Raw genomic sequence first — 25670 nt, forward strand, 5'->3', positions numbered from 1 at the left:
TACCGGTGGTAATGCCTGTCGGGGTTTGGCAGGGTATACGGGACGATACAGGTGGCATGCTTTCTGCTGGCTGACGGCAGCGCATGCTCTGCACCTCTCCACCCTCAAGGAAGATTTGCCAATGACCCCGCAGAACCCGTCAGCACGTTTTTTCCCGACCTTTCTGGCCCTTGTGGCGCTGATGCTCAGCCTGTGCGTAGCACCGGCATGGGCTGCAGAAAAAAGCGCCAAGCGCGGCATCGCCTACGACATCGCCCTGCCCGCCGACCTGAGTGCGTTATCTGCAGGCGTGAGCTGGTGGTACAACTGGAGCCCCAGGCCCCACGACCGCCTGGCGTCGTACGACTACGCCTCGATGTACGGCGTGGATTTCATTCCGATGGTATGGAACGGCAACGTTGACGACGGGCAGTTGAAGCAATACCTGCTGGCTCACTCAGCCATCCGCTATCTGCTGGTGATCAATGAGCCGAATCTGCTCGATCAGGCCAACATGACGCCCGAAGCGGCGGCCGGCTTCTGGCCGAGACTGGAACAGATCGCCGCCCAGACCGGCGTAAAACTGGTGGGGCCAGCGATGAACTGGGGAACCATGCCGGGCTACGGTGACCCGGTCGTGTGGCTCGATGCCTTCTACACAGCCTATCGGTCGATGAATCAGAATCGCGACCCGCGCATCGATTACCTGGCTTTTCACTGGTACGACTATGGCTTGCCAGGGATGCTCGACCGGCTGTCGAAGTACGGAAAACCCTTCTGGGTCACCGAGTTCGCCAATTGGCACGCTCCGGATGACGGAGCGCAGATTGATTCGGTCGACAAGCAGAAGCGGCAGATGGCGGAAATGGTCGCCACCCTTGAGCAGCGCCAGGACGTGTTCAGATACGCCTGGTTCACCGGCCGGATGAACCCTGACCCGCACTTTTCAAGTTTGCTGGACGCTGAGGGCAAGCTGACTGAGCTGGGCCAGTATTACCTGTCGCTGCCACACAGCGAGTAAGCCCTTGCGGCTCGGTCAACGCATTTTCGCAGCCTCTCAGCGAGGCTGCGCCGACCTCGGTCAGACCGCTGATGATGTGCTGGGTGTAGGGAAATGAATGATCGGGTTCCAGGACTCTTGTCGAGATCAACAGCCCTTCCCTGACCAGCGTGTCGACTGTCGCCACGCAGACGTGGATTGCCGGGGCGCTTGAATACGCGCGCACCAGTTCCCTGTAGATCTGACCGAAGGTCAGTTTTTGCGGTTTGCTGAAGCACAGGCGACCGACGATGCTCAACACCGCGAGGTCGACCCGCTGTTTTCCCTCACTCACCACGATTGCCTTTAACGTAATAAAAACTGACGCGCCGTCGGCTGATTATCCCTATTGCCCTTGCGCCACCTGCACACGGCCATGGTCGGTCGGTCGGTCGGTCGGTCGGTCGGTCGGTCGGTCGGTAATGCACACTTTCACGTCCAAATTTAATGGAATAGAAATTAAAGACGTCGTTAATTAACGTGCACTTCAAGGCCTGAAAATTCCTTTAAGCGCGCATTAATTCACGTGTACATCCCGATACTTTCTCTTAGGGAGCCGGCTTTTTAAAACGCGCACGAACCACGAGGATGCAAAGCTTACCAGCTCGCTAAACCTAACGACAATTAGGTTTATTAAAAAACAATAAAACTCTAACATTTGATGATTTAATGGATTTTTATGGCTGTAAAATTGCTAAATTACCGATTTTATTCTTAAAAATCGGTCTAAAACCTCCGGCCTATTCTGAAAAAACCACATGATGGCCAGGTAGCATCATTTATTAAAATCTCCATTACTCATACTTTAGCGACCTGTGAACTGTTTACTGTCGCGCTGGACTGATTGTTCAGCCGAGCCCTGTGCGATTGCCACAGCCGTCCGTTTTATCCTGCAAACCATTAATCGAGATTCAATCGATGACTAGATCAATGCTGTCTGTTTTCAGTGCAGTACTTCTGTGCGCGCAAAGTGCCTTAACTTTCGCCGCGGACTCAACTTCCAGCACACCTGCCACTGGCTCCGATCAACAGATCCGGACGCAGGTGGAAGCCAAGCGCGACCAGTTGTCAGGCGCCGACAAGATCAACCCGGCCCAACAGCAGAGTTCGTCGTCCCTGCTCGACGCGCCGGCGAACACCGACGACGCCCCTGCCCAGGCACAACGACCATGAACAACCTCAATCAACCGATCACATCGACCGCAAGGACACTTGCCTTGTCAGCCTTCAAACAGACGCTGGGCCTGAGTCTGCTGACGTTCAGCGTCATGCAGGCCAACCTTGCACTCGCCGCCGTGACCCCGGCGACCGGCAACGAAGTCGAAGCGCGCGTCAGCTCGATTCTCGATAACATGAACCAGTCGGAAAAGATCAACTTCACCCGCGTCAACGACGGTCACATGATCCCGTCGCTGCTCAAGTGGGGCATCAAGGGCACCGTGGCGTATGACTCGTCCATGGGCGTGCACGTCAACAACGCCACCTTCGGCGCCCAGTACCCGTCGCAGTCTGCGCTGGCAGCGACCTGGAGCATCAACCGGGCCAAGGAATTCGGCCTGGCCATCGCTTATGAAACGCGAATTTCCGGCGGCCAGCAGATGCTTTCGCCAGGCGTGAACCTGTACCGGACGCCCTACAACGGCCGCTCGGCAGAATACGTCAGCGGTGAAGACCCGTTCCTCGGCGCCGTTCTGGCACCCGCTATCGTCAACGGCATTCAGGCTCAGGGCATCCAGGCCAGCGGCAAGCACTACCTGGCCAACGAGCAGGAAGCCAATCGTCAGGCGATCGACGTCAAGGTCGATGAGCGCACCCTGCGCGAACTGTACCTTCCAGGCTTCGAGTCGATGGTGAAGAACGCCAATGTCGCCTCGATCATGTGCGGCTTCAACAAGGTCAACGGCGACTATGCCTGTGAAAACCATCACCTGATCACTGAAGTGCTCAAGGGCGAATGGGGCTATCAGGGCATGGTCATCAGTGATTTCAACGCCATCCACGATGCCTTCAAGGGCGCGTGGGCCGGTACGGACATCGACATGCCCTCCGGCCTGCAGTTTACCGAAGCCAATCTCCTGCCCTACCTGTGGAGCGGGCAACTGACCCAGAACGTGATCGACGACAAGGTCAAACGCAACCTGCGTGGCATCGTCAGCTACGACCTGCAGAACAACCTCAACACCGCCAAGACATTGGAACATCCGGAATACGGCATGCGTGCCGCGCTGAATACCGCGCGCGAATCCATCGTGTTGCTGCGCAACGAGAACACCGCTGCCGGCAAACCGCTGCTGCCGCTGGAGCGTTCAGCGAAAATCGCCGTGATCGGCAACTGGGCGCACGACGTACCGGCATCGCCTTTCGGCACCGCCAATTCACCGCCCAATAGCTACGTGACCGAGTTGAGCGGCTTGCAGCAACTGGCCTCCAGCAGCAGCGATGTCACGTATCTGTCGGAGATGAGCCTGAATCCGGCGAGCTCGGTGTGGTATCAGCCGGCAACCGGTGACAACGGGATCAGCAACGCCGGGGTAAAAGCCGAATACTTCTCTAACACCAGCTTTTCCGGTGACCCGGTACTGACGCGCGTCGAGCCCGGCGTGAACCTGAACTGGACCACCGGCAGCAACGTGACCAACGCAGGCAGCACGGCAGTGTCTGGCTTCAGCCCGACAGCCGGCGCTTTCTCGGCACGTTTCACCACTACCATCAAGCCCACCATTTCGGGCGCCCAGGCGTTCAAGGTGCGTGCGGATGGCCCGTACAAACTCTGGGTCAATGATGAGCTCATCGTGCAGAGCGACGGCGTGCCTTACTCGGGCGATGTGGTGAATGCACTGACAACGTCGGGGAAGACTGCCGCATTGTCAGCCGGCAAGACCTATACCGTGAAACTGGAATACCAGCGCGTACAGGGTAATTTCATTCCCGCACTGGGCGGCCTGACCGGCGTGCAGATGAGCTGGGCTTCGTTGCGTCCGCCGAAGGATCTGTCGAAATACGATGCGGTGGTGGTTGCGACCGGGACCACGTCTGAAAACGAAGGCGAAGGTTCCGACCACGGCTTCGATCTGCCGGACCAACAGGCTGAGCTGATCAGCTTCGTTGCCAAGGCCAACCCCAACACCATCGTGGTCATGCACGGCGGTGGCGTGGCCAATATGCAGCCATGGGCGAACAAGGTCGGCGCCACGCTGCAAGCCTGGTTCCCGGGCCAGCAAGGCGGTCAGGCACTGGCCGAGATCCTCTACGGCAAGGTCAACCCGTCGGGCAAGTTGCCGGTCACGATCGACAAGAACATCGAGGATAACCCGAGCTATGCCTCTTATCCGGATCCGGCGGCCTATCGCGGCAGCAACCCGCTGACCGAGATGACCTACAGCGAAGGCCTGTACATGGGTTATCGCGGGTATGACAAGAAACACGCCAAGCCGCTTTATCCATTCGGCTATGGCCTGTCCTACACCACGTTCAGCTACAGCGACCTGAAACTGTCGACCAACGTGCTGACCCCAGGCTCGACGATCGACGTGAAATTCACGGTGACCAACACCGGCGACAAGGCCGGCTTCGAGGTGGCGCAGCTGTATGTGCAGCCGGTCAAACCTGCCGTGGACCGTCCGGAGAAAGAGCTCAAGGGCTTCACCAAGGTGTACCTGCAGCCGGGCGAGAGCAAGACCGTCAGCGTACCGATAGACTCGCGCTCCCTGGCTTACTACGTCGACAAGACGGCAAGCTGGGACGTCGATGCCGGGAAGTTCAAGATCCTCGTCGGCGCGGATTCGGAGAACCTCACGCTCAACAGGACGCTGATCACCCTGTACCCGGAAAAACTGACCACGCGTGACAGCAACCCGCTGCCATTGCCACTGCGCAAGGCAGTCCAGGTCAGCGCGGCACAGACCTACTGATGCACCCCGTCAAGGCTCATGGATGAGCCTTGATATCCCTTCCCAATCGCTGCACGTAGATATCGAAAACCGCCATGACATCCACGTCGCGGGGGCTTCGCAGCCACTGAATCTGCAAGCCGTCCATGACCGAGAAGATCTCCTGGGCCAGGGCTTTGACATTGATATCGCCGCGCACTTCCCCCGCTTCTATCAACGCCTGCAAATGGCTGCGTGCGTGTTCGTGGGTCAGCTGGAATCGCTCAAGGTGCCAGGCCCATGCCGGGTGCGCCTTCGACAGGCTCTCGGTATTCATCAGCAGCGCTGCCTGACACTCCTCGGCATTCTCGATACTGAAACTCATGCTCAGCTTGAGAAACTTCAGAAACCCTTCAAGCGTCGGCTCGGTGACCAGATCCTGAAAGCGCGAGGTGACCCGCTGGTCCCTGCGCTCCAGCAAGGCGGCGAGCAAGGCTTCCTTGTTGGGAAAATGGTGCAGCAACCCTACCGTAGTGATACCGGCAAGCAGTGCAACCTCGCGCATCGACGCACTCGAATAGCCGTCTCTGGCAAAAACGACGGTAGCGGCATCCAGCAAGGCCTTTCTGCGCATGTCTCCCTTGGGCGCGCGGCGACGCTTGGGTGGGGCCGTTTCTGCGGATTCATTCCCTGATTCTTCGATGACCATAAAAACCTGATAACGCCTTGATTCAATGTGCCCCGATGCTCATGACCGGGGCCCTGCTGGTAAAAAACCGTTTCGCCGTCAGCGACGCCGTGGTGATGGAGATCAGCGCGATGAGCGCATTGCCGGTAAACATGCCGGGCAAGGCGCCGCTGCTGCCGAACCAGTGGGTCCCGGCGAAGACGAACGGCACTGTACCCGCCGTTGCCCTGAGCCAGGCAAATACCGCGACCCACCACGACCTGTTCATGGTCAGGAATACCGCGATGGCGACGAAATCCAGGCCTATCAGAACCCAGAGGCCACCGCCCCACAAGCAAAAGGCCATGAACACGGCACGGGCTTCGTCACCCAACTGGTAGAGGTCGGCAATCATGCCACCACAGAGCAGCAGCACCAGCCACACGGCCAGCCCGTAACAGACCACCAGCCGCCGGGTAAAAACGACCGCAGATCGCACACGATCATCGCGGCTCGCACCAATGTTCTGACCCAGCACCGGAGCCAGCGCGCCAGGCAGGGCAAAAAAGGCGCAGTAGGAAAACTGTATGACCCGATCCAGCACTGTCATGGCGGCCAGAGCCGAGGTGCCAAATGCCGAAAGCGAGGCGACAAGATAAGCCAAACCGACCGGCGTCGCCAGATTTGCCGCCATCGCCGGAAGCGCCAGCCTGAAGGTATGCCGCGCATGCAGGCGCAACAGTTTCAGATTGCGCGTGAACACTATGCCTATTCGGCTGCGCACCCAGTACAGCCCGATGGAAGCGGAAACTGCTGCAGACACAGCGAAGGCGATCCCTGCACCGTCGAGCCCCAGGCCGAGTGCAAAGATGAAAAACGGGTCCGCCACCGCCAGCGTGGCGGCAGCGGACAGCACGACGCCCATCGCCCGGCGGTTGTCACCAATGGTTCTGAGCATCTGCGCCGACATCTGCATCACCGCCTGCAACGCGGTAAAAGGCAGGGTCAACCAGATAAAACTGCGCGCTGCCTCGTAAGTGGCCGCCTCGGCACCCAGCCATCTTGTGATCGGCACGATGAACGTCAACTGCGCGGCGGCGGCCAGACCGCTGACCGTAATCACCATGAGCATCAGACTGCCGGTGAGCCTGGGTATCGACCTGGCCGCCCGATGGCCGATGCGCGCGGAAAGCACCGAGGCCCCGGCGATGATCAGGCCGGTCGCCAGCGCGCCGTTGAAAAACATCAGGACCTTGGCAATGCCGACCGCCGCCAGAAGCACGGGGTCATGCAGCATCGACACATAGACCAGCGTGAGAATGTCGACCAGAAAGACGGCGAACAGGCTCAAGGCGCTGGCACTGGCGGTGACGACGATATGGCGCGCTACGCTGCCCTGGGTGAATCTTGCACTGGCTTGGGCCATCAACGTTCTCAAAAGGCCTTACGGATCAGGAAGGCAAGACACCCTCACCAGGACGCCCTCACGCTACACGTGAAGAACGATCAGCGCCGGATTGTCGGGGCGCTGTCGGGCTGCTACCTGCTCGCCGCCATCAGACGATTCACTTCACTGCGGACCATGTTGGCGTATTCCGGGGGACTCATGGTGTCCAGCTCGGAACGAACCCACTCAGACCACTTGCCCTTGCGTTTGGCGCGTTCGCCCATCAGGCGTGCTGCCTCGCCCTTGGCCTTGCCCAGATTGCTCTGCCACAGTTCGAACAGCCGGGATTTTTCGTCTTCCAGAGCGGTACGTTCAGGGAGCGGCCGATTGGCCAGATTGAAACTCATCACAGTCACCTACGGCTAAAAACGGCTGCATCTTACACCCGTAAGGGGCATTGCTTGCAGAGTCTTGCGTCGGGTCATTCAAGCAATTGCAACTTTTCAGGATGCGCGAGACTCCATTGAACACTGTTGCCACCACTTGAAAGGAATACACCCATGGCTCGTAAGACCCCTGCTCAACAAGCTGCCGATCAAATCAAGGATCAGGCATTCAGTGACCTGCAGGCACTGATCGAAGAATCCGACAAACTGCTCAAGGAAAGCGCTGCACTGGTTGGCGAAGAAGCAGAGACATTGCGCGCGCAGTTGAGCGTCAAACTCAAGCAGGCACTGGACTCGATGGCCAGTGTTCGCGACCGTACCAAGCCGGTTGTCGAAGCGACCGAAACCTACATCGGTGGTCATCCATGGCAGACCGTGGCTATTTCTGCCGGCTTTGGCCTGGTAGTTGGCCTGCTGCTGGGTCGTCGTTGATCGACTGATTGACGGCATCGCGGGTCAGGTTACCGGCCCGCGATGCCGTTGCAGTAAGATGCCGTTGCAGTAAAGTGTGATGAAGCAGATGTAAACCTGGCGAACGCCCTTAGCGGGTGTGCTGCACCACCGAAGGCTCGGCAAAACGGTGCGACTTGGTCACCTTCGCCTGTAACGCCACGCGCTCTTCCTCGGCCTTGGCCTGGCTTTCATAAGGCCCTATCAATACCTGCTGCTTACCGTCCACGTCCACGATGATCGGGGCATAACTGCGCTCGAGCAACCAGGCGCTGGAATCGCTGACCGCCTCCCGCGAGTTCATCTGAATGAACCACTGCGGCGTAGAGACCGGAGCAGTCGCTGCCGTCCCCTGGACTTTATCCCTGGCGGGCCCGCCTCCATCGCATCCGGCCAGAGCCAGTACCGCTATCATCATTACCGTCTTGCGCACGTAGGTCTGCTCCTCGTCTGAAGTGGCGCGAGTCTAACATTGCCGCGCGGCCCGTTGATCACCTGTGTCGAGGTGTCGCACTGCCTCTGCAATGACGTGAAGTACCGACAATACGGGGCTATCGCCACATCAGGCAGGTTTGGCGGCAACCGTCGATCATGTAATCAGATATTTCGTTGCATATAAACGCGACATGAAGTGTCACACGACTGCGACCATGTTGATCGGTGGCTTGCCGCCATCGATGCATTAGTACAGGAGTTCATCATGTGCGACGACCGAAATCCCCTGCATTGCTTCATTCCGCCTTACATGCTCGAGCGTATGGCGCAATCCCCCAAGAATCTGGTCAGCGCCCGGGCCATCGCCAACCTGACGAGTAGCTCGGCGTTTCTCGCCTCCCGCCTCTCTGCGCGAACCATGCCATCCATGCACGCGATCAAATCGCCAGACGGACGAAAACATCGCGTGATTCATGATGCCAAGGGCACTGACGATCTGCCCGGCGCCGTGGTGCGCAAGGAAGGCCAGGCAGCGACGGGCGACAAGGCAACCGATGAAGCCTACGATGGCTCAGGCGACGTCTACGATTTCTATGCGCAACTGTTCGAACGCAACTCGCTGGACGACAGCGGCATGTCACTGGTCTCGACCGTGCACGTCGCCGAAGTGGATTTCAACGGCGATCACGTACCGTTGAGCAACGCCTATTGGAATGGCAGCCAGATGGCTTACGGCGACGGTGATGACCTGGTCTTCAAGCGCTTTACCGGCAGCCTTGAAGTGATCGGTCATGAACTGACCCACGGCGTGCAGAGTTTCACCTCGAATCTGGACTACCGCGGGCAATCCGGGGCCTTGAACGAGCATTTTGCCGACGTGTTCGGCATGCTGGTGCGCCAGTGGAAACAAGGCACCAGCGCCGCCGAGTCGGACTGGGTGGTGGGCAAGGAGTTGCTGGTGCCGGCGCCGACGCGACGAGGCATTCGCGATATGGAAAAACCCGGCACTGCCTATTCCAACGATCCGGATCTGGGCGATGATCCGCAACCTGCAACGATGGCCGACCTGTATACCGGTGCCAAGGATCGCGGCGGTGTACACATCAACTCGGGCATTCCCAACCGGGCATTCGTGCTGGTGGCCAAGGCGCTGGGCGGAAATGCCTGGGAAGTGGCGGGCAGAATCTGGTATGAAACGATGCTGGAGCTGGCCTCGGACAGTCAATTCATCGATTGTGCCAAGGCCAGCATAAAAGTAGCCTCGGACCCACGCTTCGGCCCCAAAGCCAAGAAAGCCGTGCAGGCGGCCTGGAAAGAGGTCGGTCTCAAGGTATAGGCAAAGCATAACCACCAAAAGGTGCTTGAAATGAAGGTCTGTCTAGTGCAATCCGGCGGTTTTGCAGGTGCAGTCAAACGCTGTGAGGTCGATACAGCCACCCTTGAGCAGCCCGAAGCAGAGCAATTGCAGAGGTTGGTGAGCGATAGCGGTCTGAAGCAGTCCAGCAGTGCTTTCAATGACGAAGCGCGGGACCTGAATCAGTACGAAATCACCATTGAGGATGACGCCAGGGCAATCTGCCTGACGTTCGACGAACACAACGTGCCTGCATCCGCCCGCCAGTTGCTCGGCTTTCTCAAGCAACGCGTCAAACCCGGCAAGCTATAAGACAGGCTTTTGCCATAGGACTCTGGCAGCAGCGATGTCCTTTCGTCGTCAGATGGGGGCGTCGCTGCTACCGGATTCGCCAGCACTCTTCGCGCGTGGAATAATGGCGCAGTGACATGTGAACCACCCACCACCTGGGCGGTCAATGATTTGTACCGATCTGCTAGCGCTGAACGTACAAAAAAAAACGCTTCACACTGCCATTAACGAGGTATCTTTTCGTGCTGCGCGTTCTTACCTCCTTACCTCTGCATCAATGGCGTCGATGAGCACTGTGCATCCTATCGAACACTCTTCCGGCCTGATCATCTGCGAGCACTGTGACTCGCTCTACGAAGCCCATCCGCTGCAGCCCGGCGAGGCGGCATTCTGCCTTCGCTGCGAGGCATTGCTCGGTCGTGGCCATCGAGTGACCATAGAGCAGCTGCTCGCGCTGACCATCGCTGCAGCCATGCTTTTCGTCTTCGCCAATCTGTTTCCGGTCATCAGCATCAATATGAAAGGCCTGTCCAACGAGGTCACACTCTGGCAATCGGTTGAAGCGCTCGCTCAAGGGCGGATCACGATCATTGCCCTGGTGGCCGGCCTGTCGATCATTTTTGCCCCTCTGTTGCAGATCGTTCTGCTGTTCTGGGTGCTGGTACATGCGCACAAGGGCATTATCGCGCCCGGCTTCAGAACCTGCATGCGTGCGCTGGAGCACTTGCGTCCATGGAGCATGCTCGAGGTGTGCATGCTCGGCATTCTGGTGGCGATCATCAAACTGTCCGGGATGCTCGATGTACACCCCGGTGTCGGTCTTTGGGCCATGGCCATGCTGATGGTGCTGATCCTGCTGATCGCCAACAAGGATATCCGCCGATTGTGGGATGAACTGGGAGTACAGCCGCAATGAACGGCATCCCCTTCGCCCATGAACACAAGCTCTGCCTGTGCCACACCTGCGGTTATGCCTGCCAGGAGGACGCTACGCGCTGCCCGCGCTGTGACTCGCCTGTGCACAAACGCAAACCCAACAGCATCAGCCGCACCTGGGCCTATCTGATTGCCGCCCTGATTTTCTATATCCCGGCCAATGTGCTGCCGGTGATGTACACCAACCTATTGGGTAACCGCAGCGAAAGCACGATCATGAGCGGCGTCATCGAGTTTTTCGAAAGCGGCTCCTGGGACATCGCCATCCTGATTTTCGTCGCCAGTGTTCTGGTGCCGTGCATCAAGTTTCTGGTGCTGGGCATGCTGCTGATCACCTGCCAGCGTCGCAGCACCTGGGCGATGCGCGAGCGTGCGCGCCTGTATCGCTTCATCGAACTGATCGGCTACTGGTCGATGCTCGATGTGCTGGTTGTGGCCCTTGTGGCGTCTCTTGTCCAGTTTCGTGAGCTCAGCACCATCGAGCCGCGAATCGGTATTCTGTTTTTTGGCTTGGTAGTGGTGATGACGATGTTCGCCGCCATGAGTTTCGATCCCCGGCTTATCTGGGACGCAGAGGTTGAAGATGTCTGACAGTACCCTCCCCCCGCCTGCTTCAGTGCCACGCCCTGAAGTCAAACGTCGTCGCCTGCGTGTCTCGCTGATCTGGCTGGTGCCGATCGTTGCCGCGATCATTGGCATATCCATGGCCTTGCATGACTGGATGAACATCGGTCCCAGAATCACGGTCAGCTTCCTGACAGCCGAAGGTCTGGAAGCCAACAAGACTCAGGTCAAATACAAGAACGTGGTCATCGGCATGGTCACGGATATCAGCCTCAGTGAGGACCGCACCCATGTGCTGGCCAACATCGAGCTGAACACCAGCGCCGCACCGTTTACACGGGTCGACAGCCAGTTCTGGGTGGTGCGCCCACGCATCGGCGCACACGGGGTTTCGGGTGTAGACACGCTGCTTTCGGGCGCCTTCATCGGCGCCGACGCAGGCAGCGCCGAGGAAACCAAGAGCAGCTTCACCGGCCTGGAAACGCCGCCGCCGGTGACCTTCGGTGAAAAAGGCAAGCGCTTCACCCTGCACACCGACGATCTGGGCTCGCTGGACATCGGCTCACCGATCTACTTCCGACGCATTCAGGTCGGTCAGGTAGTGGCCTACGACCTGTCCAAGGACGGCCGCGGCGTCGACATCCAGATTTTCATCAACGCACCGAACGATCAGTACATCACCACTGACACACGCTTCTGGAACGCCAGCGGTGTCGACATCACCGTCGGCGCCTCAGGCGTCAAGGTCAATACGCAGTCGCTGACCTCGATCATTTCCGGCGGGATCGCCTTTCGCGAGCCGAACTGGAGCCCGGACTCGAAGCCGGCGGACGAGAACGCAGAATTCAAGATATTCGATGACCAGACCGCGGCGATGGCACCACCCGATGGTGAGCCACGCTACATCCGCATGCGTTTCAATCAATCGCTTCGCGGGCTGACGGTCAATGCGGCAGTTGACTTCCTCGGGGTCAATATCGGCAAGGTGGTATCGGTGGACCTGGATTACGATCCGGCCACCAAGACCTTCCCCGGTATCGTTGGCGCAGTGATCTATCCCAAGCGCCTGGGGGCGGCCGAGTCCAAGCTCAAGGAACTCGGCGGCTCGGGTGATGAAGAAGAACAGTCTGCCCGCGTACTGGGTGCTTTCGTGGCCAATGGTCTGCGTGCCCAGGTGCGTAACGGCAACCTGCTGACTGGCCAGCTGTACATCGCCATGGAGTTCGATCCAAAGGCGCCGAAGGTGGCGTTCAACGCCAAGGCCCGACCGCTGGAGATTCCGACCGTACCGGGCAGCTTCGACAAGCTGCAGGAGCAACTGCAGGCATTCGTCGAGAAACTCAGCAACTTGCCGATCGACCAGCTGGCGGGCAACCTCAACGGCACCCTCAGCGAGTTGCAGAAAACCCTCAAACAGGTCAACAGCAGCGTGTTGCCGCAAATGCGCGGCACCTTGCAGCAGGCCGAGAAAACCCTGGGGACTGCCAACGACTCGTTCGCCGAAGATTCGCCAGCGCGTCAGCAACTGGGCCAGGCCATGGATGAAGTGCAACGTACCGCGCGTTCGGTGCGGGTCCTCACCGACTTCCTCAGCCGCCATCCGGAATCGCTGATTCGCGGCCGTACGGGCGACGCAGCGCCTCGTTCGTTCAACGCCCCGTCCTCGTCCCGAGCCATTGATCCGGAGCCAAAACAATGACCTTGCGCCTGAAACTGATGGTACTTGCCGCAGCAGTGGGCCTGGGTGCCTGCACATCGACGCAGACCCACTACTACACGCTGATCGCGCCGATGAGCGCGACGAGCACGGCCGCCAGCAAACCCATGCCTTTCCAGTTCGAGATGCTGCCGGTCATCATGCCGGTGCAGGTCGACCAGCCGCCGCTGGTGGTTCGTCAGGGTAACGGCAGCCTGGCCATTCTGGACACCGAACGCTGGGGATCACCGCTGGGCGACGAGTTTCACGATGCGCTGACCCCGCAACTGGAGCGTCGCTTCGGCAGCCGCGACATGGCCGGCTTGCCGAAAAACAGCGATCAGCCAACGCTGTCGCTGCGTACCGACGTGCGGCGCTTCGAGTCGATGCCTGGCAATTACGCACTCATTGACGTGGTGTGGACACTCGGGCTTCGCGAAGCTGGTGCCACGGCGGGCAGCAAACGGCAGAGCCTGACCTGCAGCAGCGTGATCCGCGAGCAGGCCGGTGAAGGCATGGAAAATCTCATCATGGCCCACCAGAAAGCGGTTGCCCAGCTGGCAGACAAGATCGCCGCTACGGCCGCGAGCTGGACCGCACAGCGCGCCTCGCGCTGCCTCTGAAATCTATCGGGAGGTCTGCGTAAAAGACCTCCCGATTTCGCCTCATTCAGCCTGAAACCGTTGTGCCAGCCACCTGCACGTCGCTGCTCGAAACGTTCAATTCGGTACAAAAATGTATCACCCTTCCGGATTCCTACGTACACTCTGCCATCTGTCTGGTACGTTAGTACCTGATTGGACCGAACACGCAATTCCTCGCCCTAGCAGGGATGTCTGATCAGTCGACGCCAGAAACGCTTGTTAACCCTGACTGTAGCGGTGCACAGTTTATCGAGGACAAACGGATGACAGGGATCGGACCACGACTTAAAAAGGAACGTTTGCGCCTCAAGCTTTCGCAGAGTGCACTGGGGGCAATAGGTGGCGTGGAAACCAACGCCCAGGGCAACTACGAAAATGGCGTCCGCTCCCCCCGTGCGGATTATCTGTCCAGCATTTCGAATGCCGGAGTGGATGTTGCCTATGTGGTCACCGGCCTCAGCGCTACACGTAACGTCCCCGCTGTCATAACGTCAGACAGTCAGAGCAGCGCCCCGCTCAACCGCGTCGTCGAACGCCTGCACGGCAACCTGCACGACGTGACCCAGAATCTGTACCACTTCACCCGCCTGATCGAATCGAACTCAGGCATTGGCAATGTGGACAGCAATCAGCTGGAAAACATCAAGAACGACGCCGAAGCGATCACCGTCGGCACTGTTCGGCTGATCTACATGACGTCACGAATCAAGTAACGCGCAAGTATCGCGTGCCGCCAAGGCTGTTCAGCGCGCCGGAAACGCCTTGTCCCTGAGTTTGTCCATCACCAACGCAATGAATGCCGACACCGCTGGCGGCAGATGCTGTCGGCTGGGATAAAGCACATGCAGACCATGGCTGGTGCGCTGGTACTGCGTCAGTACCGGCACCAGTCGACCATCCCGCAGATCCGAGCGGATCAGCGTCGCGGGCAACAACGCGATACCGAGCCCGGCAAGGGTCGCCTTGCGCAACGCCTGTGCGGTGTTGGCATTGAACCGGCTGGCAATGTGCACCTCATGCATCTTCGCCTCCGGGCCGAGCAACCGCCAGGCAGTGACGCCACCGCGATGCGCTGCACTGACACAGTAATGACCGTGCAGGCTGTGCAGGGAATCAGGCAGGCCATGAGCGGCAATATAAGCCGGACTGGCGACCATCGTGTCATGGCCTTCATCGATCAGTTGCCGCCCTACGTACCCCGAGTCCTGCAAGGGGCCGCCGCGAAAGGCGATGTCCAGCCGGTCAGCGATCAGGTCGGCGTGATCATCACTGAGCACGAACTCCAGTTGAACGCGCGGATAACGGGCAAGAAAACCGGCCACCCAGTCCATCGAGAAAAAGTCGAAGAAATCAGCCATCGCTGCAATACGCACCAGGCCGCGCGGCTCGTCGCGACCTGACACAAGCTGCTCTGCGGCTTCCATCACCCCGTCCACCGCGCTCACGCAGCGGCCATAGAAATCCTCTCCAGCCTGAGTGAGCACCAGCTTGCGGGTCGAGCGCTGCAACAGGCGAGTGTCCAGCCGCATCTCCAGTTGCTGAACCCTGCGACTGACCGTATTGGACGGCATGCCCAAGTGCCTTGCTGCCTGGGCAAAACTGCCGCTGCGCACCACCTGCACGAACAGCGCAACATCGTTGAGATCGAACGCCACGCGCGGATTCCTCGTATTTATGGATCAGTCCAAGCCAACTATACCGGCTAATCAAGCAATGCATTGACGCTTATTCTTTGCGCTCAGGCATCAAGGCCCAGAGGAAAACGCCATGAACAGCATCGTCAGCATTCGGCCACGCGCCATCGTCCATCGCACCACCGGCAGAACCCGTGGGCCGATCACCCGACTGGTGAGCCCGGGCGATCTGGGTCAAGTGTTGAAGCCTTTCGTGTTTCTGGATCGAATCGGCTTCACCTCCGAGCCGGGGAAAACGGGATTCGGCATGCACCCGCACTCGGGTATCGCAACGCTGACCTACATGATCGAAGGCGAACTCACCTATGAGGACACCACCGGCAAATCCGGGATACTGCCCAGCGGCGGTGTGGAATGGATGAGCGCCGGCAATGGCGTCTGGCATGACGCCCAGCCGATAAGCGGTTCGGCTGTCAGGGGCTTTCAGCTATGGGTCGCGCTGCCCGCCGCGCAGGAAAATGGTCCGGCACAGAGCGTATACCTGTCGACAGCGCAGGTTGCGCAACAAGGCCCGGCAAGCGTGCTGCTGGGACGCTATGGCAGCGCAAAGAGCAGCCTGCCAGCACCGGAAGGCATGAATTATCTGGCAGTACAGCTAAAGGATGGCGAGCACTGGCGCTACACACCGCCTGCGGGCCATAGCGTAGGCTGGCTGGCAGTCAACACCGGACAGCTCGACGCGGGCGGCCAGGTCGGCGCGGGTGAACTGGTGATTTTCGAGGAATCGGATCGCCCCATCGACATCGTCGCCAAGGGTGATACCCACTTCGTGCTGGGATCGGCAGTCAAGCATCCGCACGAACTGGTCACAGGTTACTACTCGGTGCACACCAGCAAAGCCGCGCTGATTCAGGGCGAGCTGGAAATAGAACGTATCGGCGCACTGTTGCGCGAGGAAGGCAGGCTCTGATTGAGCAGCAGCCTTTAAAACAGACCCACCCGAAAGCATTCAGGTGGGTTGCTCAACAGCTATCCCTCTAAGCAACACTATCGAGTTCGGCGAGCAATTGCGGCGCAATCACCAGCTCGCTGGCGGCAAGGTTTTCGCGCAAATGAGCGATGGATGAGGTGCCCGGAATCAGCAGAATATTGGGCGCACGTTGCAGCAACCAGGCCAGAGCGACACACGACGGCGAGGCATTCAGCCCAGCGGCTACTCGGCTCAGGGTTTCCGATTGCAGGGGTGAAAATCCGCCCATCGGGAAGAACGGGACATACGCAATGCCCTGCTCGCCCAGTTCTGCAATCAGCGGCTCGTCATGGCGATGCGAAAGGTTGTAGTGATTCTGCACGCAGACAATCTCGGCAATCCCCTGCGCCTGCCTGACTTGCCGGGCAGTTACGTTACTGACCCCGAGATGACGGATCAGACCCTGGCGCTGCAACTCGGCCAGCACCGTCAACGGTTCCTCGATCGAGCCTTCTGCGGGTGAATGCTGCTCGCCCCATGCCCGGAAGTTGACCACATCGAGCACCTCCAGCCCGAGGTTCTTCAGGTTGTCGTGGACCGCCGCGGTCAATTGCGCCGGGCTGGATGCAGGATTCCATGAAGCATCCGCGCCACGCACTGCGCCGACCTTGGTGACGATCAGCAAGTCATCCGCGTAAGGGTGCAGCGCTTCGCGAATCAGCGTATTGGTGACGTGCGGGCCGTAAAAGTCTGCGGTATCGATATGGTTTACCCCCAGGGCGAGGGCTTCGCGCAATACCGCGATGGCGCCCTGCGGATCTTTTGCAGGACCGAACACGCCAGGCCCGGCCAGTTGCATCGCGCCATAGCCCATGCGGTTGACGCGATGGCTGCCCAACAGGAACGTACCTGCCTTGTTTGCATGATTCATTTAGTGCCCCTTGATTCGATGTGTGTTCCTCACTATAGGCACTGAGCACTGTATTGATAATCATGCGTAATCGGCACAACCTGTACGCCTGAGCGAACACTGAACAGAGCAACCGGGCCACGACAATGACTACCGATATTCAGGACCTGCTGGCCTTCGTCGCCGTGGTCAATGCCAGAGGCTTTCGCGAGGCAGCGCGGCTCAGCGGCAAATCCGCCTCCAGCCTCAGCGACGCCATTCGCCGCATGGAGGCGCGGCTTGGGGTGCGGCTGCTGAATCGCACCACTCGCAGCGTGGCTCCGACAGAGGCTGGCGCCAGGCTTATGGAGCGTATTGTGCCCGCACTGGGCGAAGTGGAGTCGGCCCTGGATGTGGTCAATGACTTTCGCGATCGCCCGTCAGGCACTCTGAGGCTGAACGTTCCGGTCAGCGCCGCCAGGCTGGTGCTGCCCTCGATCATCACACCGTTCCTGCAGACCTACCCCGACATCCGCCTGGAGGTGGTCACCGAAGAAAGCTTCGTCGACATGCTTGCAGCCGGATGCGATGCCGGCATTCGCTACGACGAACGCCTGGAGCAGGACATGATCGCGGTGCCCATAGGCCCGAGGTTCCAGCGTTTTGCGACGGCTGCGTCACCGGCCTATCTGCAGGCCAGAGGACGCCCCGAGCACCCGCGAGATCTGCTCGCGCATGCCTGTCTGCGAGGAAAATTCCCCAGCGGGGTCATACCGCTGTGGGAATACGAGCGGGACGGCGATACCGTCAAGGTTGACCCCACAGGCCCTCTCACCGTCAGGATAGGCGGAGCGTTCGATCTGACTGTGCAGGCCGCCATCGACGGGCTGGGCGTTGTTCATCTGTTCGAGGACTGGCTACGCCCTCACCTGGACAGCGGCGCACTGGAACCGATACTCGAACCCTGGTGGCAGCGCTTCACCGGGCCGTATCTGTACTACCCGGGGCGCCGCTACCTGCCCTCGCCGCTGAGGGCTTTCATCGACTTTATCAATACGCGCTGAGCCGCAGGCGGCATCAGCTCATCGCCACAACCGGACCCACGCCACGCCGCGCTGGCGCGGCCATGGCGAACAACTCGTCGACGCGTCTGACTTCATCCGCACTCGGTTTGATGGCAACGGCACAGGCAACGAAGATGCCCGCATTGAAAATCAGACCGACGATGCCGCTGGTCAACGAACCCAGTGCCGGAATGTCATCCGGGTAGATCGTGGTCAGTACGATGGCGATCACGATCCCCACCAGCATGCCGGCAATCGCGCCTTGCTTGTTGCCATGACGACTGAACACGCCGAAGAACAGCGGCACGGCCAACTGGATGATGCCCTGATAGGAAATCTGCGCCAGCAATTGCAGGCGGGCATAGTCGAAGGTCAGGTAGGCCAGTAATGAAGCCGCGGCAATGAACACCACCATGCCGACCTTGGCGAGAATGGTCTTCTCGCGATCACTGCGTGGCTTGCTCCAGGTCGCCAGGTCATTGGCAAACTGCGTGCCGCACACCTGAACGCAGCCGTCGACATGACCGATGCTGGCCGCCAGCACGATCATGATTGCCACGCCAAGCAGCCATGGCCCGCCGATGTCGAACAGTGACAGGAACCAGCCGTGTTGCGGATGAGCCGCGACATTCGGGTCCTGGCTGATTGCTGCGGCGAAGAGCATCAGAATGCCGTAGAAGCCGCCGACCAGCAGGATGGTCAGCAGCGTGCCCTTCTTCACCGAACGCACGCCGCTGGCGGTGTAGATGCGCTGAAAGCTCATCGGCCAGCACATCGAGCCGATCACGCCGGTAAAGATCAGGCTGAACATGTACATCGGCCCGTAGGTACTGCCTGCTCCGCCAGGAATCACCAGCATGCTGGCGGGCAACTGCGACAGGTTGCTGAACGACGCCTGCGCGCCGAACAGCAGGAAGATGCACAGCGCGGCGCACAGCACATAGGCAATCAACCCCTGATACATGTCGGTCATGATCAGGCCGCGCATGCCCATGCTCACTGTCCAGTACTGACGAATCAGGATCACCACCACCCCGACCAGCAGGCAGGTGGTCACGCCCCAGCGGCCGAAGCTGGCGAACTGGAAAAGCGTCGCGAGGGCCTGAATCCCCATCACCACCCAGGGGAATACCGAGATGATGCCGATGATCGAAGCAATGCGTTTGACCACGGGACTGTTGAAGCGCATGCCCAGCAAATCCGGTTGGGTGGTCAGGTTGAAGCGCTTGCCCCAGGTCCAGGCACGATTGGCCATCAGGTACATCGCGGTTACGCCCAGCGTGGCGTAGACCATGCCGTAAAAGCCCAGCGCGCCACCGACCGACAAGGCGAAAAACGCCGTGAACGTTGCGCCCGGCCACCAGGAGTTGGTGTAGCACATGGCGATGAACCACGGCCCGTAAGAGCGACCACCCACCGCGTAATCGGAAAAGCTCTCGCTCTTGCGGTTCGTCGCGTACAGCACCGCAATCATGCCCGCCAGAAACACGCCGATCAGGCCGAAGGTGATGTAAAGATCCGAAACCGTAGTCGTACTGATCATTGCCCGTCCCCCTCTTGTGGAATTTCACCCAGCAGCGACTCGACCACGTAGAGCATCCACAGGCCCAGCCCCATGAGCACCGCGATCAGAATCCAGTAGAAGATCGGCAGCGGAATGCCGAGCACCAGCACGCTGCTGCCGCTGACCTTGAGGTAAAACGGCGGAAACAGCGCCATCATCAGCAGCGCGAAGAAGTACAGGCCAAACACCAGATTCTTCAGGCGGCCGGGGGTAGAAAGGGACGGAACGTTACTCATGGAGTGCTCCTTGAATTTCAGGATCTGGCTATGGATAAGTGATCGGATAAAACTCAAGCAGTGAAAGAAACACGCGGTTACCCGCTACTTTTTTATTATTGAAATACTTGCCTTGAATGTTCAAAGGCGCGCCGGACGAGATCGACTCAGGCCTGCCGCAGCCAGGTTTCCCATTGCGAATCATTGATGATGCTGCGCGCCCGCATGTGTTTCCAGGCGCCGTACTTGTAAAAGTCGAAGTCCAGTTGCGACACCGCGTGCTGCACCATCGCCCAGGTCGACCATTTGATGTCGGCCAGGGCCTTGTTGAGCTTGATCCGCGCTACGGTTTGCGCGCTGACCTGGCCGAAGTAGTCCTCGATCAGCGCCAGCTCCATGTCGTCGCTGAAAAACATCTCGCCGAACCACAGCGCCAATTCGTAATGGCGGTCGTTGTTGGAGGCGTACTCGAAATCCACCAGACGAATCTGGCGATCCGCGTTGAGCATGAAATTGCCTGCCAGCGTGTCGTTCATGCACGGCGCCAGATCGATCCCGGAAGCTTGCAGCGCAGCTTTTGCGCGCTGGTATTGCAGGCACAGCCAGTCGTCATCCTGAGGCTTGATGCCCTTGAGTTCGGCCACCTGGCTCTGGTGCTCGGTGATCATGTCGAACACGGTCTTGGTCTGTTGCAGCAGCGGCTGATCGTTGAACGCCTTGAGCCCGCGCAGGGCACTGTGGCGTATGTCGCGTTGCAGGAAGTCATGGTTGGACGACGCCCGCCAGCCCTCCATGAACTCGAACACCTCGACACCGAAGGCTTCGAGAAAGGCGAAAACCGGCGCGCCATAACCGGTTTGCGCAGCTTTCACACTGGCCTCGTGAGCAGTGTGACGATCAATGAACATCTCTGTACCGACGCCTGGCACCTTGAAGAAGTACGCTGTGTCGGCACCCTCGACCTCGACCCGCCAGTTGGTGTTGGAAATGCCACCACTGACAGGCTCGTAGTCAACGCGGCGGCCCTGCCAGCTGTCGATGCTGCGCACGGCGGCTTCCAGTTGTCGCTCCTGGGTACTGACCGACTGCCCTAACGTTTTCATGCTCTACCCTCCTGAACCTGACGCATCCAGCCTTCCAGCCGCGGGTCCTGAACGCACTGCCGACACCGCAGCAGCGTCCATTGCCCGACCTTGGAAAACTCCAGTGGCCGCGAGGACGTGGTACCGGCCCAAAGCCCCCACAATGTCCAGTACCAGTCGTTGATCAGCGCATACAGACGGCACACGGCGTAGTCGATTTCCAGGCATTGCCCGGCCCACGCGCCGATTCCTTCGCGCCACTGGCGCTCGAACGAATAAAGCTCGTTGAGGGTAATCGCCACGTCGTACCACGGGTCCATGCAGCCACCGTAGTCAAAATCCACCAGACGCAACTGACCTTCGCTGGACACCATGACGTTGCTCGACACACCGTCGCCGTGCAGCGGAACCGCTTGCACGGATCGGCTCTGCAGCGACTGCCAGGCCATGTCGACGCAACGGTCGATCCATTGATGCTCGGCAGGCAGCGCAACGTTGTCGCGTTCGCACACTGCGCGCAGGCGCTCGATGTCCGCCATTGGCGAGCGCACCACATCAGGCACCGGCCCGGCATGCACCTGCCGCTTGAGTGCCCACAGTGCCTGAAGCCGGCCGGGTGCGAGCAGATCGTCGAGCCGCGCAGCTCGCCAGTCCAGGCCCAGATCCTCGAAGATCAGCACGCCAGTGGCCTGGTCTGCCCCAAGTAAACGCGGTGCAGCAGCGCTAAGCCCGGCACAGTCGCTGGCCTGGGCTACCGTGTCGAAATCGATCAGTGGCGCCATGTCGGCATGCAGAACCTTGGCGTAGCAACCGCCCTGCGCACTGCTGACCCGAAAGCCGGCCCACTCGGTCGACAGTCTCGAGGGTGACGCAACGCCCTGGGTAACGTTCTCGATCCCGGCGTCTGCCGCGAACCCGCAATGTGCCAATGCGCTGCGCAGGCGTGTGGTCAAGTCGTCGGCATATGACATGGTCAGCCCCTCAACCAAATGAAGCGGACGAGGTGCAAGCCCGATGCAACAGACCGGTCAGCATGCGCAAACCGTTGTGCATGTCCTGATCGCTGGTGTATTCGGCCTCGTTATGAGAAACGCCATTACTGCTGGGGATGAACAGCAGGCATACGGGATAGCGCCTGTTCAGACTGATCGCGTCGTGACCGGCCACGGTCATGCTGTCGGTGGTCGACAAACCCAGCTCGGCGCCTACGTCATGCGCCAGTGCAGCGAACCCTTCATGCAGCCTGGCAGGTGAGCGCAGCACGCTGCTTTCCACTTCAAACGCGGTCATGGTCTTGTCAGCGATCGCACGCAGCGTTGCATCCAGGCGTTCCGAGGCAGCACTTAGCAGATCGACGTCGCGGGAGCGGTACTCAATCAGCAGCGATACCCGCGACGGCACAACGTTGGGCGAATTGGGGTAGACCTCGATACGCCCTACCGAACTGTGCATCTGCACGCCGTGCTGCAAGGCCTCGTCATGCACCGCAGTGATGGTGTGTGCGGCGGCCAGCAACGCATCCCGGCGCGCGGCCATGGGCGTGGGGCCGGTGTGATTCTGTTCGCCGTCGAAACGTACCCGCCGTTTCAGGGCGGCCCAGGTCTCGCGCACCACGCCGATGGCGGTCTGGCTGCTTTCCAGGCCAGCGCCCTGCTCGACATGAATTTCGACATACCCGGCAATGTTCAAGTCAACCTGATCATTGCCCAGATAACCGATGGCCTGCAGGGCGTCCTTGAGACGGATACCGTCGCCATCGCGGCTTTCCCAGGCGCTGTCCAGCGTCAAGGCACCGGTGAACACACCACTGCCGATCAGGCTCGGCTGAAAGCGCGCGCCCTCCTCGTTGGTCCAGTTGACGACCGCCAGATTGCAGCGCGGGACTTCACCACGCTCAAGCAATTGCCGCGTCAGACTGGACACCGCCACGGCGCCGGCAAGCACGCCGTATACGCCATCGAAACGCCCGGCATTCGGCTGACTGTCCAGGTGCGAACCACAGAGCAAATAAGGCGCGTCAGGATAAAAGGTCATTAGGCCGAACAGGTTGCCCACCGCATCGATACGGACTTCGAAGCCGTGCGCTTCGAGCCAGTCCCGAAACAGGTCACGTACCTGACCGTCTTCAACCGAGGCCGCCAGCCGGTGCAGGCCACCGGCCGGTGTCGCACCGATGGCCGAGCTTTGCCGAAACAAGGCTTCGAACGCTGCCAGATCAGTTGCGCTCGGCTCGATCAGCTCAGGAATAGAGGGTGTCGACATGATCTTTCTCCAGGCGTGTCGCAAACTCGTCGGATAGCGCGCGATTGGTGACCAGGGTGGTGATCGCGGCAAATGGCAGGGTGTTGATGAAGGTGCGATGACCGAACTTGCCATCGTCGGCCAGCACCACACTGCGCGTGCAATGCCTGACCAGCGTTCTGCGCAACATGGCTTCTGGCTCCTGGTAATCCATCAGGCCGAAGTCCAGGTCAATGCCGCCGATGCCCATGAAGGCAATGTCGTAGTGAAACTGCCGGGCGAATTCCAGCGTGTGGGGGCCGATCAAGGCGTTGTCGGTGCGCCGCACATCGCCGGGCGCAACCAGCACCTGATTGTCGCTCTGGTGCGATATCAGCTGGGCGATGTCCAGCGAATTGGTGATGATCTTCAACTGGCTGAACCGGGTCAGCTGCTGGGCCAGCGCCAGCGTCGAGGTACCGGTGTCGAGGAAGATCGCCATGCCTTCGCTGACCAGTTGCGCGGCGCGCACAGCGATGCCCGCCTTGGCGCGAGGCTTGAGCCTGCTGCGCTCCTGCAGCGGTAATTCTTCGCTGGACCTGGGCAGAATGGCGCCGCCGTGAATTCGCCTTAACCTGCCCTCTTCCTCCAGGTGCTTGAAGTCGCGGCGGATGGTCTCTTCGGAGACGAACAGCAATTGTGCAAGGTCCGACGCCTTGACCCGCTGTTGTTGAACGAGCAGGCGCATGATTTCGTCCAGACGCGGCTGATTGAGCATAGGGGTGACATTCCGTTGCAAAGTGATGGCTCCAGTGTCCGGGCCCTTGGGCCGCTGATCTGCGTGCGAGAGCGACATGCCTATTGCCCCGAAACCGGTGGCAGGTGCTGATCCCAGGGCGCAATGGCCTCTACCGCAGCACAGAACTGCAGCACCTGGGCATCGGCAAAGCGTGGGCCGACGACCTGCAGACCGATCGGCAGTCCTGCGCTACTGCGCCCACAAGGCAGATTGGCGGCCGGGTTGCCGGTGATGTTGAAAGGGTAAGTGAACGGCGTCCAGCGCGCCCACGGCACAGCGCCGTCCTGCCCGGCATAGCCGACGGGCGCTACGTCGTCTGCGGCAAACGGCAGGATCGGCAGCGTGGGCATGAGCAGCAGATCGTAATCGTCAAACAGCGCGTGCACCTGATTGGCGAACGCCGCACGTTGTTGAAGTGCCTGTAGATAATCACTCAGGCTGTACTGGGCAGAGCGCTTGATCAGATCGGCAAAGCCCGGATCGAGCTGGTCCAGCTTCTGCGCAAGCGCCTTGCCATAGGCAATACCGCGCCCGGCGACCCACAGAGTTTCGAAGGTCGCCAGCGGGTCCTGCCAATCCGGCTTGAGCGTGCTGACTGTAACGGGCAGCGATCTGGCGATATTACCCACGGCAGCGTCAACCGCTGCAGCGACTTGCGCATCGACCGGCGTGTCGAACAGGGTCGGGCAGAAACCGATGCGCAAGGGTTTCAGCGGCTGGTCGCAACGGGCCAGAAAGGACTCGTCGGGGGCTGGCAGCGCCTGATGATCGAGTGGATCGGGGCCCGAGAGAATGTCGAACAGCAACGCGCTGTCGCGCACGGTTCGGGTGATCGGCCCGGCATGACTGAGCATTTCGGTGGCCGACCAGGGCCAGGTGGGAATACGCCCCAATGTACCCTTGAGGGCAAATGCGCCACAGAACGAGCCAGGTATGCGCACCGAGCCGCCGCCATCCGAGCCCAGGGCCGCAGGCACCATGCGCGCCGCCACGGCGATGGCCGAACCGGAGCTGGAGCCGCCGCTGGTGAGGCTCGGGTCCCACGGGTTGCGTCCGTTGCCGAACACCCGCGACGTACTGGCGCCCGTCCAGCCGAACTCGGTGGTCGCGGTCTTGCCGAGAATAATTGCGCCAGCGTTTTTGAGGCGACGGATGATCGGTGCGTCCTGAACCGGCACCGACTCCAGCGCAGTCAACGAACCCCGCGTGGTGCGCAGCCCGGCAGTGGAAAAGAGATCCTTGATGCCGAAGGGTATGCCGTGCAGCGGCCCGCGTAGCTCACCGCGCTGCAGTTCGGCCGTCATGCCTGCGGCCTGTTCGAGCGCGGCATCGGTGTATACGTCACCGAATGCATTCAGTGTGGAATTGTGGGTTTCGATCGCTGCCAGGCACAACTCGGTCAAACGTATCGGCGTCAGGCCCCCTTCGCGAACACGCGTGGCAGCTTCAATCACGGTAGGCATGGAAGATGGCTTG

26 protein-coding genes and 1 pseudogene are annotated in these 25670 nt (G+C 59.9%); 13 read left to right on the forward strand and 14 right to left on the reverse strand.

Annotated features, from left to right (window positions below; translation table 11 throughout):
• The first annotated feature begins 121 nt into the window (after positions 1-121).
• On the forward strand, positions 122-1000 hold the full coding sequence (locus KUIN1_RS15355) for a glycoside hydrolase family protein (RefSeq protein ID WP_104723375.1): 879 nt from the start codon (positions 122-124) through the stop codon (positions 998-1000).
• Positions 1001-1037: 37 nt separating this feature from the next.
• On the opposite strand, the pseudogene KUIN1_RS28370 reads toward KUIN1_RS15355, so the two are convergent.
• Positions 1038-1334: pseudogene (locus KUIN1_RS28370) on the reverse strand (hypothetical protein); the annotation flags it as partial.
• A gap of 614 nt (positions 1335-1948) precedes the next feature.
• Between KUIN1_RS28370 and KUIN1_RS15365 the strand changes: the two are divergent.
• On the forward strand, positions 1949-2191 hold the full coding sequence (locus tag KUIN1_RS15365; protein WP_172980059.1) for a hypothetical protein: 243 nt from the start codon (positions 1949-1951) through the stop codon (positions 2189-2191).
• The gene (locus KUIN1_RS15370; protein WP_024660007.1) at positions 2188-4929 is read left to right on the forward strand and encodes a glycoside hydrolase family 3 protein; all 2742 of its coding nucleotides are present in this window, start codon (positions 2188-2190) and stop codon (positions 4927-4929) included. The genes KUIN1_RS15365 and KUIN1_RS15370 overlap by 4 nt, the downstream gene beginning before the upstream one ends.
• A 16-nt stretch (positions 4930-4945) precedes the next feature.
• Here KUIN1_RS15370 and KUIN1_RS15375 read toward each other — a convergent pair whose 3' ends face one another.
• From KUIN1_RS15375 to KUIN1_RS15385, 3 genes are all read right to left on the reverse strand, one after another.
• Positions 4946-5596, reverse strand: coding sequence for a TetR/AcrR family transcriptional regulator (locus KUIN1_RS15375; protein ID WP_011268171.1), 651 nt, complete (start codon positions 5594-5596; stop codon positions 4946-4948).
• Between the two features lie 22 nt (positions 5597-5618).
• A complete protein-coding gene (locus tag KUIN1_RS15380; protein ID WP_011268172.1) occupies positions 5619-6980 on the reverse strand; it encodes an MATE family efflux transporter in 1362 nt (453 codons plus the stop codon).
• Between the two features lie 113 nt (positions 6981-7093).
• Positions 7094-7348 carry a hypothetical protein gene (locus KUIN1_RS15385; protein ID WP_003315380.1) on the reverse strand — a complete coding sequence of 85 codons (255 nt, stop codon included), beginning with the start codon at positions 7346-7348 and terminating at the stop codon, positions 7094-7096.
• 153 nt (positions 7349-7501) lie between these two features.
• Between KUIN1_RS15385 and KUIN1_RS15390 the strand changes: the two genes are divergently transcribed.
• Positions 7502-7819 (forward strand): DUF883 family protein, encoded by a 318-nt coding sequence (locus tag KUIN1_RS15390; protein ID WP_003400563.1) that lies wholly within the window; start codon positions 7502-7504, stop codon positions 7817-7819.
• A gap of 109 nt (positions 7820-7928) precedes the next feature.
• On the opposite strand, the gene KUIN1_RS15395 is transcribed toward KUIN1_RS15390, so the two are convergent.
• The gene (locus KUIN1_RS15395) at positions 7929-8270 is read right to left on the reverse strand and encodes a hypothetical protein (RefSeq protein ID WP_003319121.1); all 342 of its coding nucleotides are present in this window, start codon (positions 8268-8270) and stop codon (positions 7929-7931) included.
• 267 nt (positions 8271-8537) lie between these two features.
• Here KUIN1_RS15395 and KUIN1_RS15400 point away from each other — a divergent pair, with 267 nt between their 5' ends.
• The 7 genes from KUIN1_RS15400 (at position 8538) to KUIN1_RS15430 (ending at position 14470) form a co-directional block, all read left to right on the forward strand.
• Positions 8538-9608, forward strand: a complete 1071-nt coding sequence (locus tag KUIN1_RS15400; protein ID WP_003400558.1) for a M4 family metallopeptidase — start codon at positions 8538-8540, stop codon at positions 9606-9608.
• A gap of 30 nt (positions 9609-9638) precedes the next feature.
• A complete protein-coding gene (locus KUIN1_RS15405; RefSeq protein ID WP_003400556.1) occupies positions 9639-9938 on the forward strand; it encodes a protealysin inhibitor emfourin in 300 nt (99 codons plus the stop codon).
• 265 nt (positions 9939-10203) lie between these two features.
• Positions 10204-10833, forward strand: a complete 630-nt coding sequence (locus KUIN1_RS15410; RefSeq protein ID WP_003400553.1) for a paraquat-inducible protein A — start codon at positions 10204-10206, stop codon at positions 10831-10833.
• Positions 10830-11444 carry a paraquat-inducible protein A gene (locus tag KUIN1_RS15415; protein ID WP_003315385.1) on the forward strand — a complete coding sequence of 205 codons (615 nt, stop codon included), beginning with the start codon at positions 10830-10832 and terminating at the stop codon, positions 11442-11444. Before KUIN1_RS15410 ends, KUIN1_RS15415 begins: the two co-directional genes overlap by 4 nt.
• Positions 11437-13116, forward strand: a complete 1680-nt coding sequence (locus tag KUIN1_RS15420; protein WP_003400549.1) for a PqiB family protein — start codon at positions 11437-11439, stop codon at positions 13114-13116. The genes KUIN1_RS15415 and KUIN1_RS15420 overlap by 8 nt, the downstream gene beginning before the upstream one ends.
• A complete protein-coding gene (locus tag KUIN1_RS15425) occupies positions 13113-13736 on the forward strand; it encodes a PqiC family protein (protein ID WP_011268174.1) in 624 nt (207 codons plus the stop codon). The genes KUIN1_RS15420 and KUIN1_RS15425 overlap by 4 nt, the downstream gene beginning before the upstream one ends.
• A gap of 284 nt (positions 13737-14020) precedes the next feature.
• Entirely contained in the window at positions 14021-14470 is a 450-nt protein-coding gene (locus tag KUIN1_RS15430) for a helix-turn-helix domain-containing protein (protein ID WP_152092107.1), read from the forward strand.
• 30 nt (positions 14471-14500) lie between these two features.
• Here KUIN1_RS15430 and KUIN1_RS15435 read toward each other — a convergent pair whose 3' ends face one another.
• The gene (locus tag KUIN1_RS15435) at positions 14501-15412 is read right to left on the reverse strand and encodes a LysR family transcriptional regulator (RefSeq protein ID WP_152092108.1); all 912 of its coding nucleotides are present in this window, start codon (positions 15410-15412) and stop codon (positions 14501-14503) included.
• Between the two features lie 112 nt (positions 15413-15524).
• On the opposite strand from KUIN1_RS15435, the gene KUIN1_RS15440 reads away from it, so the two are divergent.
• Complete coding sequence (locus KUIN1_RS15440; RefSeq protein ID WP_103377710.1) at positions 15525-16361, forward strand: pirin family protein; 837 nt, start codon at positions 15525-15527, stop codon at positions 16359-16361.
• Between the two features lie 67 nt (positions 16362-16428).
• On the opposite strand, the gene KUIN1_RS15445 is transcribed toward KUIN1_RS15440, so the two are convergent.
• Complete coding sequence (locus KUIN1_RS15445) at positions 16429-17292, reverse strand: aldo/keto reductase family oxidoreductase (RefSeq protein WP_003400541.1); 864 nt, start codon at positions 17290-17292, stop codon at positions 16429-16431.
• A gap of 125 nt (positions 17293-17417) precedes the next feature.
• On the opposite strand from KUIN1_RS15445, the gene KUIN1_RS15450 reads away from it, so the two are divergent.
• Positions 17418-18314 carry a LysR family transcriptional regulator gene (locus KUIN1_RS15450; RefSeq protein WP_011268178.1) on the forward strand — a complete coding sequence of 299 codons (897 nt, stop codon included), beginning with the start codon at positions 17418-17420 and terminating at the stop codon, positions 18312-18314.
• A 13-nt stretch (positions 18315-18327) separates the two neighbouring features.
• On the opposite strand, the gene KUIN1_RS15455 is transcribed toward KUIN1_RS15450, so the two are convergent.
• The 7 genes from KUIN1_RS15455 to KUIN1_RS15485 all read right to left on the reverse strand — a co-directional run bounded on the left by KUIN1_RS15455 (position 18328) and on the right by KUIN1_RS15485 (position 25657).
• Positions 18328-19857, reverse strand: a complete 1530-nt coding sequence (locus KUIN1_RS15455) for a sodium:solute symporter family protein (protein ID WP_011268179.1) — start codon at positions 19855-19857, stop codon at positions 18328-18330.
• Positions 19854-20114: a hypothetical protein gene (locus KUIN1_RS15460; RefSeq protein ID WP_003364607.1), complete on the reverse strand. Its 261-nt coding sequence runs from the start codon at positions 20112-20114 to the stop codon at positions 19854-19856. The genes KUIN1_RS15455 and KUIN1_RS15460 overlap by 4 nt, the downstream gene beginning before the upstream one ends.
• A 146-nt stretch (positions 20115-20260) precedes the next feature.
• Positions 20261-21196: a choline kinase family protein gene (locus tag KUIN1_RS15465; RefSeq protein WP_003400536.1), complete on the reverse strand. Its 936-nt coding sequence runs from the start codon at positions 21194-21196 to the stop codon at positions 20261-20263.
• Positions 21193-22146, reverse strand: a complete 954-nt coding sequence (locus KUIN1_RS15470) for a phosphotransferase family protein (RefSeq protein ID WP_152092109.1) — start codon at positions 22144-22146, stop codon at positions 21193-21195. Before KUIN1_RS15470 ends, KUIN1_RS15465 begins: the two co-directional genes overlap by 4 nt.
• Positions 22147-22156: 10 nt before the next feature.
• Positions 22157-23437, reverse strand: a complete 1281-nt coding sequence (locus KUIN1_RS15475) for a Zn-dependent hydrolase (RefSeq protein ID WP_103713961.1) — start codon at positions 23435-23437, stop codon at positions 22157-22159.
• A complete protein-coding gene (locus KUIN1_RS15480; RefSeq protein ID WP_003315397.1) occupies positions 23415-24173 on the reverse strand; it encodes a DeoR/GlpR family DNA-binding transcription regulator in 759 nt (252 codons plus the stop codon). Before KUIN1_RS15480 ends, KUIN1_RS15475 begins: the two co-directional genes overlap by 23 nt.
• A gap of 80 nt (positions 24174-24253) precedes the next feature.
• Positions 24254-25657 carry an amidase gene (locus tag KUIN1_RS15485; RefSeq protein ID WP_024642685.1) on the reverse strand — a complete coding sequence of 468 codons (1404 nt, stop codon included), beginning with the start codon at positions 25655-25657 and terminating at the stop codon, positions 24254-24256.
• Positions 25658-25670 lie beyond the last annotated feature (13 nt).

It is taken from the genome of Pseudomonas sp. KUIN-1 (assembly GCF_009176725.1).
Classification (GTDB): Bacteria; Pseudomonadota; Gammaproteobacteria; order Pseudomonadales; family Pseudomonadaceae; genus Aquipseudomonas; species Aquipseudomonas fragariae.

Excerpts from the sequence above, each read along its gene's own strand:
- KUIN1_RS15355 (WP_104723375.1), top strand. The coding sequence starts at position 122 with ATGACCCCGCAGAACCCGTCAGCACGTTTTTTCCCGACCTTTCTGGCC.
- KUIN1_RS15365 (WP_172980059.1), top strand. The coding sequence starts at position 1,949 with ATGCTGTCTGTTTTCAGTGCAGTACTTCTGTGCGCGCAAAGTGCCTTA.
- KUIN1_RS15370 (WP_024660007.1), top strand. The coding sequence starts at position 2,188 with ATGAACAACCTCAATCAACCGATCACATCGACCGCAAGGACACTTGCC.
- KUIN1_RS15375 (WP_011268171.1), bottom strand. The coding sequence starts at position 5,596 with ATGGTCATCGAAGAATCAGGGAATGAATCCGCAGAAACGGCCCCACCC.
- KUIN1_RS15380 (WP_011268172.1), bottom strand. The coding sequence starts at position 6,980 with ATGGCCCAAGCCAGTGCAAGATTCACCCAGGGCAGCGTAGCGCGCCAT.
- KUIN1_RS15385 (WP_003315380.1), bottom strand. The coding sequence starts at position 7,348 with ATGAGTTTCAATCTGGCCAATCGGCCGCTCCCTGAACGTACCGCTCTG.
- KUIN1_RS15390 (WP_003400563.1), top strand. The coding sequence starts at position 7,502 with ATGGCTCGTAAGACCCCTGCTCAACAAGCTGCCGATCAAATCAAGGAT.
- KUIN1_RS15400 (WP_003400558.1), top strand. The coding sequence starts at position 8,538 with ATGTGCGACGACCGAAATCCCCTGCATTGCTTCATTCCGCCTTACATG.
- KUIN1_RS15405 (WP_003400556.1), top strand. The coding sequence starts at position 9,639 with ATGAAGGTCTGTCTAGTGCAATCCGGCGGTTTTGCAGGTGCAGTCAAA.
- KUIN1_RS15410 (WP_003400553.1), top strand. The coding sequence starts at position 10,204 with ATGAGCACTGTGCATCCTATCGAACACTCTTCCGGCCTGATCATCTGC.
- KUIN1_RS15415 (WP_003315385.1), top strand. The coding sequence starts at position 10,830 with ATGAACGGCATCCCCTTCGCCCATGAACACAAGCTCTGCCTGTGCCAC.
- KUIN1_RS15420 (WP_003400549.1), top strand. The coding sequence starts at position 11,437 with ATGTCTGACAGTACCCTCCCCCCGCCTGCTTCAGTGCCACGCCCTGAA.
- KUIN1_RS15425 (WP_011268174.1), top strand. The coding sequence starts at position 13,113 with ATGACCTTGCGCCTGAAACTGATGGTACTTGCCGCAGCAGTGGGCCTG.
- KUIN1_RS15430 (WP_152092107.1), top strand. The coding sequence starts at position 14,021 with ATGACAGGGATCGGACCACGACTTAAAAAGGAACGTTTGCGCCTCAAG.
- KUIN1_RS15440 (WP_103377710.1), top strand. The coding sequence starts at position 15,525 with ATGAACAGCATCGTCAGCATTCGGCCACGCGCCATCGTCCATCGCACC.
- KUIN1_RS15445 (WP_003400541.1), bottom strand. The coding sequence starts at position 17,292 with ATGAATCATGCAAACAAGGCAGGTACGTTCCTGTTGGGCAGCCATCGC.
- KUIN1_RS15450 (WP_011268178.1), top strand. The coding sequence starts at position 17,418 with ATGACTACCGATATTCAGGACCTGCTGGCCTTCGTCGCCGTGGTCAAT.
- KUIN1_RS15455 (WP_011268179.1), bottom strand. The coding sequence starts at position 19,857 with ATGATCAGTACGACTACGGTTTCGGATCTTTACATCACCTTCGGCCTG.
- KUIN1_RS15460 (WP_003364607.1), bottom strand. The coding sequence starts at position 20,114 with ATGAGTAACGTTCCGTCCCTTTCTACCCCCGGCCGCCTGAAGAATCTG.
- KUIN1_RS15465 (WP_003400536.1), bottom strand. The coding sequence starts at position 21,196 with ATGAAAACGTTAGGGCAGTCGGTCAGTACCCAGGAGCGACAACTGGAA.
- KUIN1_RS15470 (WP_152092109.1), bottom strand. The coding sequence starts at position 22,146 with ATGTCATATGCCGACGACTTGACCACACGCCTGCGCAGCGCATTGGCA.
- KUIN1_RS15475 (WP_103713961.1), bottom strand. The coding sequence starts at position 23,437 with ATGTCGACACCCTCTATTCCTGAGCTGATCGAGCCGAGCGCAACTGAT.
- KUIN1_RS15480 (WP_003315397.1), bottom strand. The coding sequence starts at position 24,173 with ATGCTCAATCAGCCGCGTCTGGACGAAATCATGCGCCTGCTCGTTCAA.
- KUIN1_RS15485 (WP_024642685.1), bottom strand. The coding sequence starts at position 25,657 with ATGCCTACCGTGATTGAAGCTGCCACGCGTGTTCGCGAAGGGGGCCTG.